At 44.5% G+C, this 13,838-nt stretch carries 16 protein-coding genes; 13 read left to right on the top strand and 3 right to left on the bottom strand.

The window, feature by feature from the left end:
- Window positions 1–5 precede the first annotated feature (5 nt).
- Entirely contained in the window at window positions 6–437 is a 432-nt protein-coding gene (gene flgP / locus EXZ60_RS06725; protein WP_017043110.1) for a flagellar assembly lipoprotein FlgP, read from the top strand.
- Window positions 438–535: 98 nt separating this feature from the next.
- Here flgP and flgN read toward each other — a convergent pair whose 3' ends face one another.
- From flgN to flgA, 3 genes are all read right to left on the bottom strand, one after another.
- Window positions 536–961 (bottom strand): flagellar export chaperone FlgN, encoded by a 426-nt coding sequence (flgN, locus tag EXZ60_RS06720; protein WP_013856246.1) that lies wholly within the window; start codon window positions 959–961, stop codon window positions 536–538.
- A gap of 31 nt (window positions 962–992) precedes the next feature.
- Complete coding sequence (gene flgM / locus EXZ60_RS06715; protein ID WP_013856247.1) at window positions 993–1,313, bottom strand: flagellar biosynthesis anti-sigma factor FlgM; 321 nt, start codon at window positions 1,311–1,313, stop codon at window positions 993–995.
- Window positions 1,314–1,441: 128 nt separating this feature from the next.
- Window positions 1,442–2,188, bottom strand: a complete 747-nt coding sequence (gene flgA, locus EXZ60_RS06710) for a flagellar basal body P-ring formation chaperone FlgA (protein ID WP_277435475.1) — start codon at window positions 2,186–2,188, stop codon at window positions 1,442–1,444.
- A 77-nt stretch (window positions 2,189–2,265) separates the two neighbouring features.
- On the opposite strand from flgA, the gene EXZ60_RS06705 reads away from it, so the two are divergent.
- From EXZ60_RS06705 to flgK, 12 genes are all read left to right on the top strand, one after another.
- A complete protein-coding gene (locus tag EXZ60_RS06705; protein ID WP_013856249.1) occupies window positions 2,266–3,192 on the top strand; it encodes a chemotaxis protein CheV in 927 nt (308 codons plus the stop codon).
- A gap of 10 nt (window positions 3,193–3,202) precedes the next feature.
- Window positions 3,203–4,030: a protein-glutamate O-methyltransferase gene (locus EXZ60_RS06700; protein WP_277435474.1), complete on the top strand. Its 828-nt coding sequence runs from the start codon at window positions 3,203–3,205 to the stop codon at window positions 4,028–4,030.
- A 265-nt stretch (window positions 4,031–4,295) separates the two neighbouring features.
- Entirely contained in the window at window positions 4,296–4,691 is a 396-nt protein-coding gene (gene flgB / locus EXZ60_RS06695; protein WP_013856251.1) for a flagellar basal body rod protein FlgB, read from the top strand.
- Window positions 4,692–4,695: 4 nt separating this feature from the next.
- Window positions 4,696–5,112, top strand: a complete 417-nt coding sequence (gene flgC / locus EXZ60_RS06690) for a flagellar basal body rod protein FlgC (protein WP_010319383.1) — start codon at window positions 4,696–4,698, stop codon at window positions 5,110–5,112.
- 16 nt (window positions 5,113–5,128) lie between these two features.
- Window positions 5,129–5,836: a flagellar hook assembly protein FlgD gene (gene flgD / locus EXZ60_RS06685; RefSeq protein ID WP_013856252.1), complete on the top strand. Its 708-nt coding sequence runs from the start codon at window positions 5,129–5,131 to the stop codon at window positions 5,834–5,836.
- A gap of 43 nt (window positions 5,837–5,879) precedes the next feature.
- Window positions 5,880–7,184: a flagellar hook protein FlgE gene (gene flgE, locus EXZ60_RS06680; protein ID WP_277435473.1), complete on the top strand. Its 1,305-nt coding sequence runs from the start codon at window positions 5,880–5,882 to the stop codon at window positions 7,182–7,184.
- Between the two features lie 197 nt (window positions 7,185–7,381).
- Window positions 7,382–8,131, top strand: a complete 750-nt coding sequence (flgF, locus tag EXZ60_RS06675; RefSeq protein ID WP_026027903.1) for a flagellar basal-body rod protein FlgF — start codon at window positions 7,382–7,384, stop codon at window positions 8,129–8,131.
- Between the two features lie 21 nt (window positions 8,132–8,152).
- Entirely contained in the window at window positions 8,153–8,941 is a 789-nt protein-coding gene (flgG, locus tag EXZ60_RS06670; RefSeq protein WP_010319379.1) for a flagellar basal-body rod protein FlgG, read from the top strand.
- A 23-nt stretch (window positions 8,942–8,964) separates the two neighbouring features.
- Complete coding sequence (gene flgH, locus EXZ60_RS06665) at window positions 8,965–9,744, top strand: flagellar basal body L-ring protein FlgH (RefSeq protein WP_017045947.1); 780 nt, start codon at window positions 8,965–8,967, stop codon at window positions 9,742–9,744.
- 47 nt (window positions 9,745–9,791) lie between these two features.
- Window positions 9,792–10,883, top strand: coding sequence for a flagellar basal body P-ring protein FlgI (locus EXZ60_RS06660; RefSeq protein ID WP_094145416.1), 1,092 nt, complete (start codon window positions 9,792–9,794; stop codon window positions 10,881–10,883).
- Between the two features lie 9 nt (window positions 10,884–10,892).
- A complete protein-coding gene (gene flgJ, locus EXZ60_RS06655) occupies window positions 10,893–11,816 on the top strand; it encodes a flagellar assembly peptidoglycan hydrolase FlgJ (RefSeq protein WP_017045946.1) in 924 nt (307 codons plus the stop codon).
- Between the two features lie 142 nt (window positions 11,817–11,958).
- Window positions 11,959–13,833, top strand: coding sequence for a flagellar hook-associated protein FlgK (gene flgK, locus EXZ60_RS06650; RefSeq protein ID WP_017045945.1), 1,875 nt, complete (start codon window positions 11,959–11,961; stop codon window positions 13,831–13,833).
- The last annotated feature ends 5 nt before the right edge of the window (window positions 13,834–13,838 follow it).

The raw sequence follows: 13,838 nt of genomic DNA, 5'->3' as shown, positions 1-13,838 counted from the left end.
AACCAATGAAAAAATGGCTATTACTTCTAGTGACTATCATGATGGTGGGTTGCCAGCCATTGCAAACCATGCGTGCTGATGAATGGTTGACGGCGGTAGGTTATGCCAATATCAGTGAGCAAACTGGGCGTAGTGTGGATGAAAAGCAAGTCCGTGCAATGCGTGCCTCTAAAATCGATGCTTATCGCGAACTGGCAGAGCAAGTCTATGGAATGCGAGTGAGTGGTCGTGCTGAACTACAAGATCAGCGATTGGGCACAGAGCTGACGTCGGGAGCGGTTGATGGTGTTATCCGCGGAGCAGAAGTGGTCCGCAGTTATAAGGTGGGTGACAGTTATGTTACTGAGTTACGTCTCGATATCCGTAAGATGGATAAACTGCGTGACTACGGCGAAGTTCAGCAAGTACCAGAAAAACGTCAACAAACACTCTTCTAAATCTTCCTTCTCTCCAGATCGAAAAAGCGGCAAAGTTTGCCGCTTTTCTGTTTAATTCGTTTCAGCTTAAAAAATTTAGTCACTCAGCTGCATTTTGGTTACGCTTTAATATTGGTCCCTAAAGTGGACACAGTGTGGGTTTGCCCACCAGCGTTATACGTCATGCCAATTTTTCCGTGGCTTTGCTGCATCAAATTATTGAGTTTATTAAAACTGAGTTGTGCACGTTGTAGCGCCTCACCATTAACAAGGTTTGCTTGCTGGCAATCGTGAACAATAGAACGAATTTGATCAACGATTTGCGACAGGAGTACATCTTCAGCCAGGCTCACGACATGAGGATGTTTCGCAATTCGGAGGTCAGTTTGTTGAAGTTGTCCAACTAAGGTCATCTTTTGTTTGGCAATAGCTTCGATTTCACTTGATGAACGGCTCGTAATTGCTAACTTTTCTTGTTCAAGTAGCGAAGAGAGTTCTAGTGCATTTTTCAATTGGAAATCGACTAAGTCTTTTAATACAGCCATTGTATGTTGCCTTAATTAGTCAAAAGTAGGGCTAGTTAAAACCACCCAACTCTTTTTCAAATTTAATCATATTATCAGCCAACTTTTCTGGGTCGACTCTATATGAGCCATTGGCTATCGCATCTTTAATTGCAGCGACTTTGGCACTATCAAAACTTGGCTGAGATACCATTTGGTTGTGCATTTCACCAATGGCCTTACCTTGGGTACTAAGTGATACCGCATCTTGATTTTGGGGTGAACGAGTGACCGAGCCGGATGTCGATGGAGATGCATTCGATTCAGTACGAGCATTACTACGATTTGTCGTCGTTAATGTTTGCCCCGAACGTATGTTATCAATACCTGCCATATGTGAGCCTTATTAATAATAATGGAAACCTGTACAGTCAATATCGACGGTGCTTGTGATTACTTTAGCTTTTTTTTCTGTTTCACTTTCTTAACAACGTAAACACATTTAGAAGTGTAATGAAAGCGTTAAAATTGAACCGTGACTTCGCCAATACCGGCTACTTGTGCATCTATTATACGGTTTGATTTATCATTTTTCACTTTTATCTGCTCACCAAAAATACCATCACTTAAAGCGGTTCCTTTGGTTGTGATGATCATTCCCTGCTTGACTGCTTGAATAATAACGTTTTCATTACGACATACGACGCATATATCATCTTGCTCAACGACATCGCCAATACGCATGTTTTTTTTCACTTTAGCTCCGACGATACGATTTATATCGGAAAAACCTTGTCGTCTGAAGCGGTGTAAGTCTACCATTGTAATCAAGACATCTTGCTGCGTAATTTGCTGCCCACGAGAAATGGGTACGGCAACGGTGACAAGTGGCAGTGAAATGGTCAGTCTTACAGGAACATAAATTTTCCAGTTATCTTCAATGCATTCAACCAGAACTGTGATATTACTTGCAGAACCATTACTGGATGAGGAAGAGGTCGATAACGGTGTGGGGCAGTCGGTGGCATAAATTCGGTCATCAACATTTGCCGCTTTTACGTTTAACTCCCCGCTGGGAGGCCACTCAATAGTTTCTAAAACATGTTGTTCCGCAGCTTGTTGAATGGCTTCAACTTGCGGCAAAGTGGCAGAATGAAGAGAAAAATTAAAGAAAAACAATAAAAAGCCGATAGAGAGATAAAAATTTCTATAGAAAGCTCTACACTTAGTTATGGAAAGTAGATGTAAACATATTTTTGTATGCATCATTCTGTTTCTCTGGTTTCTTCATAGCCTGTAGTAGACTACCACTTTTTTGCATAAAAGTTTGAGATGGAGATGAGCTTATGACGGGTATTCTTGATTCTGTGAATCAGCGTACGCAACTCGTTGGTCAAAACCGATTAGAACTCTTAACGTTTCGTCTAATGGGACGGCAACGTTATGGTATCAACGTATTTAAAGTTAAAGAGGTACTCCAGTGCCCGAAGTTAACTTTGATGCCCAATTTACATCGCCTAGTCAAAGGTGTTGCTCATATTCGTGGTCAAACCGTTTCTGTCATTGATTTGAGTTTGGCCGTGGGCGGACGTCCCACCGCGGACCTTGATAAGTGTTTTGTGGTCATTGCTGAATTCAACCGATCTATCCAAGCTTTCTTGGTCAGCTCGGTGGATCGAATTGTAAACATGCACTGGGAAGCCATTCTTCCTCCACCTGATGGCTCAGGCAAAGATAACTACTTAACCGCAGTCACCAATATTGATAACGAATTGGTAGAAATTCTCGATGTAGAGAAAATTTTGGCAGAGATTTCTCCGGTTAATGAGACAATGGATTCATCGATTGGTGAATCGATCGCCCAAGTAGAAACAGAAAAAGAGATCATCCGTCGAATTTTAATTGCCGATGACTCAACCGTTGCGCGTAAACAGGTTCAAAGAGCAGTAGAATCGATAGGTTTTGAAGTCGTTGCTGTTAAAGATGGTAAAGAGGCGTATGAAAAATTGATCGAGATGGCAGCAGAAGGGCCAATTTACAATCAAATATCTTTAGTGATCTCTGATATTGAAATGCCTGAAATGGACGGCTATACATTAACAGCAGAGATACGTAGAAATTCAGATTTGAAAGATCTATACGTTATTCTTCACTCTTCACTGAGCGGCGTTTTTAACCAAGCCATGGTTGAGCGAGTGGGTGCAAACTCATTCATTGCTAAATTCAACCCTGATGAGCTTGGGAATGCGGTGAAAGCTGCACTAGTTAACTAAAGAGAAATTAATGACTGCTATAACTATAAGCGATCAAGAATATCGCGATTTCAGCCGTTTTTTGGAATCTCAGTGCGGGATTGTACTTGGAGATAGCAAACAGTACTTAGTGAGAAGTCGCTTAAGTCCACTGGTTGCTAAATTCAAGTTAACCTCTCTTTCTGACTTGTTACGTGATGTGGTTACGGGGCGAAACCGTGAGCTACGAGTTGCAGCGGTCGATGCCATGACCACCAACGAAACACTGTGGTTCCGTGATGCTTACCCATTCACCGTTTTAGCGGAACGTCTATTACCCGAGGTCGCTGCAAATAAACGCCCTATAAAAATTTGGTCAGCGGCAAGCTCTTCAGGTCAAGAGCCTTACTCAATGGCGATGACGGTGCTGGAAACTCAACAGCGCAAGCCGGGTATGTTGCCGAGCGTAGCCATCACCGCGACGGATATTTCTGCCAGCATGCTGGATATGTGTAAAGCGGGGATTTATGACAATTTAGCACTTGGCAGAGGGTTATCACCGGAGCGTCGTAAAATCTTTTTTGAGGATGCTGATGATGGCCGAATGAAAATCAAAGATAACGTTAAGCGTTTAGTTAACTTCCGTCCTCAGAACTTAATGGAGAGCTATGCCTTATTGGGTAAATTCGATATTATTTTCTGTCGTAACGTTTTGATTTATTTCTCACCTGATATGAAGTCGAAAGTATTAAATCAAATGGCTAGTAGCTTAAACCCCGGTGGCTACTTATTGCTCGGCGCATCGGAGTCACTGACAGGATTGACCGATAAGTTTGAAATGGTTCGTTGTAACCCTGGCATCATTTATAAACTCAAATAGCCACATTCTTACGTTGAGTTACTTGCTTACTTTTAGTTACTTGCCCAGCTTTTGCTGGGCTTTTTCTTTCCCTTAATTTCGTTTTGATTGGTGAGATTTACTGAAGTTGTGGGCGACAAGTGGATAAAGCGGCGTATATTTTGCTTACATTTCGACGGATTCTTATTTAGATAAAATTGTTGTAAACACGGTTCGTTTTTTAAGTTGGTACGTTAATTGCTTTTAATATGAGTAGTAACAGTCAGTTTTTAGTGTAGAGGCAAACATGGCTATTTCTTTTGATAACGCATTAGGTATTCACCAACACACGGTTGGTGTACGTGAGCGCAATGCTGAGGTGATTTCCACCAATATTGCACAGGCGAACACACCGGGCTTTAAAGCAAAAGGAATGGACTTTCAAAAAGCATTGCAGGCGGCAAGTTCAGGGGCAAGCATTGGTCTTAGCCGTACGGATGGTCGGCATATATCTGCCTCCACGAAAGTAACTGGCGAGAGTCTCTATCGAATTCCGACTCAACCTGATACGGGTGATGGCAACACGGTGGACGTAGATTTAGAGCGTAACTTGTTTATGCAAAACCAGATCAGACACCAAGCCTCACTGGACTTCTTAGGAAGTAAATTCAAGAACTTAACGAAAGCAATCAAAGGGGAATAAGTAGATGAGCTTATTTAATGTGTTCAATGTGACTGGTTCTGCAATGAGTGCTGAATCTGTTCGTCTAAATACGACCTCAAGTAACTTAGCCAATGCGGATAGTGTGAGTAGTTCGGCGAAAGATACTTACAAAGCGCGTCACGCGGTGTTTGGTGCAGAGTTAAGTAAAGCGCGTTATAACCGTGATCATAATGTACCTGTAAAAGTATTAGGTATTGTTGAAAGCGATAAACCGCTTAACGCAGAATATAACCCAGATCACCCACTTGCCAACGATGAAGGCTATATTTACAAGCCTAATGTCAATGTGATGGAAGAGATGGCTAACATGATTTCGGCTTCTCGTTCTTATCAAACGAACGTGCAGGTGGCTGATGCAAGTAAACAAATGCTGCTGCGCACGCTGCAGATGGGTCAATAGGATAAGGAGGTAGCGTATGGCCGGAATAAATAACATTGGTCAAAGCGGCTTGTCTTATATTGACCAGCTGAAAAGTCTTCAAGACCAAAAGAAAACAGAAGAGACAACGGGGAAGCAAGATCTTAAACAAGAAGACTTCCTATCGTTACTCACCAAACAACTGGCTCAGCAAGATCCTTTTAAACCGGTCAGTAATGACCAGATGATCGCCCAAATGGCGTCATTTGCCACAGTTGATGGTATCGGCAAAATGAACACTCAGTTTGAGAGTCTCAACTCGTCGATGACATCCAACCAAGCTCTACAGGCTTCATCACTGGTTGGCCGTGATGTGTTAGTACCGGGAGCGGCAGGGATCAAAAAAGAGGGTGCTGGGATGGCTGCGATGGTCAAACTTCCTCAAAGTTTAGAGAACTTGTTTGTCCGAATAGAGAATGAAGCTGGACAATTGGTTCGTACCTTTGATGTCGGGGCTAAATCAGCCGGTGATAATCGCGTTGAATGGGACGGTAACGATCAAAACGGTAATCCATTGCCGGGCGGCAAATACCAAGTGAAAGCTTCGGGTTTGCTCGATGGAGAAAGCAAGGAGTTTGCGGTATCGACTTACGCAAACGTCAATAGCGTTCTGCTGGGTAAAGGTGATGGTAACGTACTGCTCAATCTGGCTGGATTTACATCGCCAGTTAAACTTGCTGAAGTACTAGAAGTTGGCAAAGCGTAACTCTTTATAGAGTAGATATGCTAGCTAGATAGGAGATTTTGGAATGTCGTATATATCATTAAGCGGTTTATCCGCAGCTCAGTTAGATCTGAACACCACCAGTAACAACATTGCTAACGCGAATACCTTTGGTTTTAAAGAGTCGCGTGCTGAGTTTGGTGATGTTTACTCAACCTCATTGTTTACCAACTCCAAAACGACTCCTGGTCAAGGTGTTCAGGCGAACAAAGTGGCACAACAATTCCACGAAGGTTCCAGTATTTATACTAATAACCCGATGGACTTGCGCGTTGCGGGAACGGGGTTCTTTGCTGTTGCGAAAGATAAGCTGACGCCTCAACAAAATGAGTTGACCAGAAATGGTGCTTTCCACCTCGATAAAAATGATTACATGGTAACGTCAAATGACGAGTTTTTACTTGGCTATGATGTTAACCCTGATACTGGTGATGTTCTTTCGTATGAGCCAAAACCTATCAATATTCCTGCTCAGTTTGGTAAACCTAAACAGACAGCCAATGTTGAACTTGGCGCGAACTTGCCAGCTAATGGTAAGTTAAAAGACCCAACCTTGTTTGATATTACTGATCCTGAGACGTACAACCGTACCACCTCATCGACAGTCTACGATTCGATGGGGCAGCCTTATAAGTTGACATCCTATTACCTCAAAGATCAGACGCAAGCTAACACATGGCAAACCTATTACACCGTGACGGATAAAACTGGTGAGAAACCGATCAATGTAGTTGGTGGTGATGCCACTACGCCGACGGGTCATATTGGGCATACCATGAAGTTTAATAATGATGGTACGCTAGCCAGCATGAATAATGGTCAGCAAATTGTAACCGAGTCTTTAGGTTTGGGGGCAAACCCAGTTGAACTCAACGGTGCGGATGCTAACCAAACATTGTCGTTCAGTCTCGATTCGGCTACGCAATTTGCCGCTCCATTTGAGTTGACTAAATTTGTACAAGATGGCGCAACCACGGGCTTTTTGACTAAGATCGATTTCGATGAAAATGGCAGTGTGCTAGCCACTTACTCAAATGGTCAAAATACCATTCTAGGACGTGTGGGGCTTGTCCGCGTAGCCAATGAACAAGGCTTAGATAAAAAAGGCGGTACGCAGTGGGATTCGACTCAATTCTCCGGTGATAAAATTTGGGGTGAATCAAACAAAGGCTCATTTGGTACCATCAGCAATGGTGTTATTGAACAATCCAACATTGATATGACTCAAGAGCTGGTGGATCTTATCTCTGCTCAGCGTAACTTCCAAGCGAACTCGCGTGCGCTTGAAGTTCACAATCAGCTACAACAAAACATACTGCAGATCCGTTAATTCCTTTAACGTCATCAATGGCAATACCAAGTTAGCGGCAATGTTAGCTTGGTATTGTTGCCATCTGTTCGCGGCAATCTTCGTTATATCCTCCCTATTTTTTGTGCAATCACATTTAACCTATTGATTTTTAGTTTAAATATAAGTTGGCACGTCAATTGCTTTTAATGATCGAACGATGATTATTGGAGCAGATTATGGATCGCGCACTGTTTCTCGCCATGAGTGGCGCAAAGCAAAACATGCAAGCCATGCAATTAAGAGCGAACAATTTAGCAAACGTCAGTACCACGGGGTTCCGTGCTGATTTGGCGCAAGCTCGCTCAATGCAAGCTTATGGCGAAGGGTTACCGAGCCGCGTGTTTAGCATGACAGAACGTCCGGGACATAATTTTGCGCAAGGCAGTGTCATTACCACAGGGCGCGATCTCGATATCACCATTCAAGGTGATGGTTGGATTTCCATGATGGATAAAACCGGCAAAGAGGGGTTAACCCGCAGTGGCAACCTTAGTATTGACCAAAATGGCATGCTCATAAATGGTAGCGGCCATCTAGTGCTAGATGGAACGGGCGCGCCAATCACTCTACCTATTCCATTGAGTAAAGTAGAAATCGGTAATGACGGTACTATTTCCGTTCGTCCGCAAGGCGCTCCAGCCGATGCGATGGAAGTGGTAGGCCGAATTAAACTGGTTCGCCCCAATAATCAATCCCTATACAAAGATACGAATGGTTTATTTCGTGCTAAAGATCCTAATGCAGCATTCGAAGCAGATGCTAGCGTAAAGCTATTAAAAGGTGCGCTGGAAGGCAGTAATGTCAATGCGGTGGGTGAGATGACTAGCTTGATTGAGCTACAACGTCAATTTGAAATGCAAGTCAAAATGATGAGCACCGCAGAAGAGATGGACAAATCGTCCGACTCATTACTTCGTATGAGCTGATAAGCGTTAAAGGAGATTACTATGCAACCTGCATTATGGGTAAGTAAAACCGGGCTTGATGCCCAACAAACCAATATTGCCACTATCTCAAACAACCTAGCGAACGCCTCGACTATTGGTTTTAAAAAGGGTCGCGCGGTATTTGAAGATCTGTTTTATCAAAATATTAATCAACCGGGCGGTCAATCTTCGCAAAATACCAAACTGCCAAGCGGTTTGATGCTTGGTGCGGGTTCTAAAGTCGTGGCAACACAAAAAGTGCATACCCACGGCAACGTACAAACCACGACCAATAGCCTCGATATGATGATTGAAGGTGACGGCTTTTTCCAAATCCTGATGCCAGATGGCAATATCGCTTATAGCCGAAATGGTCAATTTACCCTCAATGATGAAGGGGCAATTGTGACGTCCGGTGCTGGATATAATTTAGAGCCTGAAATTGTTATTCCACCTGATGCAATCTCTATTACTGTCGGTAATGATGGTGAAGTGTCAGTTAGGCTTCGTGGCCAGCAAAATAACCAAGTGGTTGGACAAATTACCACGGTTGATTTTATCAACCCAGGCGGTCTAGAGCCGATTGGTCAAAACTTGTATCTACCGACCGGTGCTAGTGGTGATCCACAAGAAGGGGTGCCAGGGCTTGACGGCCTCGGTGATGTTCGTCAATCCATGCTTGAAACCTCTAACGTGAACGTCACAGAAGAGTTGGTCAACATGATTGAAGCGCAACGCGTTTACGAAATGAACTCAAAAGTCATCTCAGCAGTCGATAAGATGATGAGTTTTGTGAACCAACAACTCTAATCATTAACTAAGAGAATGCTGCGATGAAACGTCTATTGAGTCTTGTATTGGTTACTGCTTTGTCTGGTTGCTCGTTAATGCCGCCACCCGTCGATACTCCTGAAGTGGTTCAAGGTACAACCGTGGTGGACGCGGTTGAAGGGGATAAGTCTGCAGAAGAAGGTTCTGGTTTACTGGACTCAATGCGTAAGCGTTCCGATCCCGTAGCCGGTGATCCTGCTTGGGCTCCCATTCATCCAAAACAGAAACCGGAACATTATGCCGCGGAAACTGGTTCACTGTTTAATTTGGCACAAATGAACAGTCTTTATGATGATTCAAAACCGCGTGGCATTGGCGATATTATTACCGTCAATCTTGATGAAAGTACTAAAGCGGCCAAGAGTGCTGATGCGGATCTATCCAAATCCAATGATGCGTCTATGGATCCACTCGCTGTCGGCGGTAAAGATCTCACTGTGGGTGATTACAATTTCTCTTATGCATTGAAAAATGACAATAAGTTCAATGGCAGTTCTGCAGCCAACCAAAGTAACAGTATTTCTGGTTCGATCACGGTTGAAGTGATTGAAGTACTGGCCAACGGCAACTTAGTCATCCGTGGTGAAAAATGGCTCACACTGAACACTGGCGATGAATACATTCGCTTAAGCGGTACCATTCGTCCCGATGATATCGACTTTGACAACACCATTGCTTCTACTCGTATTTCTAATGCACGCATCCAATATTCAGGCACAGGCACCAATCAAGATATGCAAGAACCTGGATTCTTGGCACGATTCTTTAATGTCTCTCTGTAACGCCGGAGTTCTGGCGTAAAGAAACGTAGAAATTAAGGTACTAGACCATGAAAAAATTCACCCTGCTTGTTTTAAGTCTGTTGCTCATCGCAACCCATGCACAAGCGGCCCGTATCAAAGATGTCTCTCAAGTTGCGGGCGTGCGGAGTAACCAATTAGTGGGTTATGGTCTAGTTACTGGGCTACCGGGAACGGGCGAATCGACACCGTTCACCGACCAAAGTTTTAACGCCATGTTGCAAAATTTCGGCATTCAATTGCCGCCGGGCACTAAACCGAAAACAAAGAACGTTGCCGCCGTGATTGTCACGGCCGAATTGCCGGCGTTTTCCAAGCAAGGTCAAAATGTCGATGTCACCGTTTCTTCGATCGGCTCTGCTAAAAGTTTACGTGGCGGCACTCTAATGCAAACCTTCCTTAAGGGGTTGGATGGTCAAATTTACGCCGTGGCCCAAGGTAATTTAGTGGTCAGTGGTTTTAGTGCCACCGGTGCTGATGGTTCTAAAATTGTCGGCAATAACCCAACGGTTGGTCTGATTTCAGGCGGTGCTATGGTGGAACGTGAAGTACCAACACCTTTTAGCCGTGGCGATTTTATTACCTTCAATTTGCTTGAATCTGACTTCACCACGGCGCAACGTATGGCAGATGCAGTGAATAACTTCCTAGGCCCAGAGATGGCGACCGCGGTTGATGCAACGTCAGTACGTATCCGTGCACCACGAGATGTTGGGCAGCGCGTCGCGTTTCTTTCTGCAATCGAAAATGTTGAGTTTGATCCAGCGGATGGCTCAGCCAAAATTATCGTCAATTCTCGAACTGGTACCATTGTTGTCGGCCAGCATGTGCGCTTAAAACCTGCTGCGGTGACGCACGGTGGTATGACTGTTGCCATTAAAGAGAATTTGAATGTCAGTCAGCCCAATGCGTTAGCGGGTGGTCAGACAGCTGTGGTGCCTAATAGCCAAATAGAAGTGTCTGAAGCACAAGGTAAAATGTTTAAATTTGAACCGGGTTTGACCTTGGATGATTTAGTGCGCGCGGTCAACGAAGTGGGCGCAGCCCCTTCAGATTTGATGGCGATTCTGCAAGCATTGAAACAAGCAGGCGCGATTGAAGGCCAACTGATCATTATCTAGGAGAGGAAGATGATTAATAATCCCAATGATATTGGCTTTATTCATGATATTGCTAGCTTAGATAAGCTACGTCAGCAAGCAAAAACCGGTGATAAAGAAGGCGAGTCAGCGGCGCTCAAGGCCGCAGCCAAACAGTTTGAAGCGATTTTTACCTCAATGTTGTTCAAATCGATGCGCGACGCCAATGCCGATTTTAAATCTGAGATGTTCAACAGCCAAAACGAAGATTTCTATCGACAAATGCTTGATGAACAAATGTCGAGCGAGCTCAGTGCCTCCGGTTCTTTAGGGCTTGCCGATATGATTGTGGCGCAGCTCAGTCAGGCTAACGGCACCTCGAAAAACGATCCATCAATAACCGACCCGACGCAAGATGGTTTCCAAGAAGCCATGCGCCGTATAGAACGCAGTAACAACCGCCGCCTCTCAACGCAAGAAACGATCGAACCTAGCAAGGTCGAATCGAGTCGATTTGATTCGCCGCAAGCGTTTGTGGCTTCAATGAAACCTTATGCTGAAAAAGCAGCGCGGGCATTAGGTGTTGACTCTTCACTGCTACTTGCTCAAGCGGCATTAGAAACCGGATGGGGACAAAAAGTTGTTCAAAATGCTCGTGGTAGCAGTAATAACTTATTCAACATCAAAGCGGATAAAAGTTGGTTAGGTGAGAAAGTGGCGACGCAAACTCTTGAATATCATGATAATACACCCGTGATGGAAAAAGCGGCGTTCCGTTCTTATGGAAATTATCAAGACAGTTTTAATGACTATGTTCGTTTTCTCAATGACAATCCGCGCTACACCGTGGCGCTGAACCATAATGGCAGCGATGAGTCTTTCATTCGTGGCCTGCACGCTGCTGGTTACGCGACGGACCCGTACTATGCTGAAAAAGTGCTGAGAGTAAAATCTCAAATTGAAGCAATGGAATAACCCCTCTAAAGCCAGCCTTGCTGGCTTTTATCTTTCCTTTATTTTGTCTAATCTCTTCTTTGAAACTCCTTTGGCATACATATTGCAATTACTAACTTAGATATTCAGTAACCACTGATTTGATTAGGTTTTCGGGGGCAGTATGGCGTCGGATCTTCTGAATCTAGGTACCCAAAGTGTACTTACCGCTCAGAGACAACTCAGCACCACAGGTCATAACATTTCTAATGTTAATACAGAAGGTTACAGCCGTCAGTCTGTGATCCAAGGGACCAATACGCCTCGCCAATACGGTGGTGAAACCTACGGTATGGGCGTACATGTGGAAAAAGTTCGCCGCTCATGGGATCAATTTGCCGTTAATGAATTAAACCTATCTACCACCAGTTTTTCCTTTAAGCGTGACGACGAAGAAAATTTAGACATGCTCTCAAAGTTATTGTCGTCAGTGGCCTCGAAAAAAATCCCTGAAAACTTAAACGAATGGTTTGATGCGATTAAAACCCTCGCCGACAGCCCGAATGATGTAGGTGCGCGTAAAGTTGTACTTGAGAAAGCGGATCTGATCACTCAAAACATGAATGATTTTCACGAGAACATTCGCCGCCAATCTGATGCGACCAACAAAGGGCTAGATGTTGCCGTTGAGCGTATTAACCAATTGGCGCTTGAGCTGCGAGATTTACAACGCTTAATGATGCGTACTCCTGGTCCTCACAATGACTTAATGGACCAGCATGAAAAATTGGTGGCTGAGTTGTCTGAATACACCAAGGTCACCGTGACGCCACGTAAAAATGCTGAAGGGTTTAACATCCATATCGGGAGCGGGCACACGCTCGTCTCAGGTACAGAAGCCAGCCAAATGAAGATGGTTGATGGTTATCCTGATGTGAGTCAGCGCCGCTTGGCCATGATTGAAGGCAAAGGGATCAAGACCATTACCACTGAGGATATTGGCGGTAAGTTAAGTGCTCTGTTTACGATGCGAGATAAGCACATTCCTTACCTAATGGATGAACTTGGCCGCATGGCAACATCTTTCTCTTATGAAGTTAACAAGTTGCAATCACAAGGCTTGGACTTACGTGGCAATGTGGGAAGAGCGTTGTTTACGGATGTGAACTCTGAAGTCAATGCCCGCTCGCGAGCGATCATCGCTGGCAATTCAAAAGCCGATATGGCGGTCTATATCGAAGATACTTCAGCGTTGAAAAGTGGTGAATACTCCCTACAGTACAACGGCAGCAATTATACCGTATTAAAGCCAACGGGCGAGCGGGTTAACGTTCCGGTCGTTGGCAGCAGTTTATTTTTAGATGGAATGCGAGTTGAGATTCGCAACGCCCCTCAAGCCGGGGAGCGCATATTGCTGCGTCCAACGCGTAATGGTGCCGCTATTATGAAAATGGCGACCAACGATCCGACAGCCATTGCCGCACAAAGTTATGAAGCCTCCACCACTTTTGCCCAAGGGCAGGCAAAATTTAATATTTTATCGGCAGGTGGGTTGCGTGAATTTGAAGTGGTGATCTCACCAACGGGCGATCAATTTGCGGTCACGGATACCAAAGGCAACGTGCTGCTAGAACCACAGGCCTACCCACCATCGAATTCGATTACTGTGCTTGGTACAACGTTCGAGTTGACAGCAGGTGCGCTACCTAATGATAAATTTACGGCAAACCTTGTCCCCTCAGAAGGTGATAACGGCAATTTACGTAAGATGCAGCAAATTCAAACGGAGAAAAAACTCAACGACGGTGAAACGACCGTGCTCGGGGTTTATCACGATCTCAATACTGATTTTGGTTTGCAGCTGGCCACCGCGTCACGCTTAAGTGATGTGGCCAGGCTTGAAAAAGAGTCAGCGCAGGAGCGCATTGCGTCCATTTCCGGAGTCAACCTTGATGAGGAAGCCGCGAACATGATGAAGTTCCAACAAGCTTATATGGCTTCCTCACGCATCATGCAGGTGGCTAATGATACTTTCAACACGATTTTGCAGCTGAGATAGGAGGC

It is taken from the genome of Vibrio sp. 1151_11 (assembly GCF_029478525.1).
Taxonomy (GTDB): Bacteria; Pseudomonadota; Gammaproteobacteria; order Enterobacterales; family Vibrionaceae; genus Vibrio; species Vibrio anguillarum.
Note: the sequence above shows the minus strand (reverse complement) of the source record. Positions and strands in the feature narration are given on the sequence as shown.

Coding starts and splice junctions, on each gene's coding strand:
- flgP (WP_017043110.1), top strand. CDS start 6: ATGAAAAAATGGCTATTACTTCTAGTGACTATCATGATGGTGGGTTGC.
- flgN (WP_013856246.1), bottom strand. CDS start 961: ATGGCTGTATTAAAAGACTTAGTCGATTTCCAATTGAAAAATGCACTA.
- flgM (WP_013856247.1), bottom strand. CDS start 1,313: ATGGCAGGTATTGATAACATACGTTCGGGGCAAACATTAACGACGACA.
- flgA (WP_277435475.1), bottom strand. CDS start 2,188: ATGATGCATACAAAAATATGTTTACATCTACTTTCCATAACTAAGTGT.
- EXZ60_RS06705 (WP_013856249.1), top strand. CDS start 2,266: ATGACGGGTATTCTTGATTCTGTGAATCAGCGTACGCAACTCGTTGGT.
- EXZ60_RS06700 (WP_277435474.1), top strand. CDS start 3,203: ATGACTGCTATAACTATAAGCGATCAAGAATATCGCGATTTCAGCCGT.
- flgB (WP_013856251.1), top strand. CDS start 4,296: ATGGCTATTTCTTTTGATAACGCATTAGGTATTCACCAACACACGGTT.
- flgC (WP_010319383.1), top strand. CDS start 4,696: ATGAGCTTATTTAATGTGTTCAATGTGACTGGTTCTGCAATGAGTGCT.
- flgD (WP_013856252.1), top strand. CDS start 5,129: ATGGCCGGAATAAATAACATTGGTCAAAGCGGCTTGTCTTATATTGAC.
- flgE (WP_277435473.1), top strand. CDS start 5,880: ATGTCGTATATATCATTAAGCGGTTTATCCGCAGCTCAGTTAGATCTG.
- flgF (WP_026027903.1), top strand. CDS start 7,382: ATGGATCGCGCACTGTTTCTCGCCATGAGTGGCGCAAAGCAAAACATG.
- flgG (WP_010319379.1), top strand. CDS start 8,153: ATGCAACCTGCATTATGGGTAAGTAAAACCGGGCTTGATGCCCAACAA.
- flgH (WP_017045947.1), top strand. CDS start 8,965: ATGAAACGTCTATTGAGTCTTGTATTGGTTACTGCTTTGTCTGGTTGC.
- EXZ60_RS06660 (WP_094145416.1), top strand. CDS start 9,792: ATGAAAAAATTCACCCTGCTTGTTTTAAGTCTGTTGCTCATCGCAACC.
- flgJ (WP_017045946.1), top strand. CDS start 10,893: ATGATTAATAATCCCAATGATATTGGCTTTATTCATGATATTGCTAGC.
- flgK (WP_017045945.1), top strand. CDS start 11,959: ATGGCGTCGGATCTTCTGAATCTAGGTACCCAAAGTGTACTTACCGCT.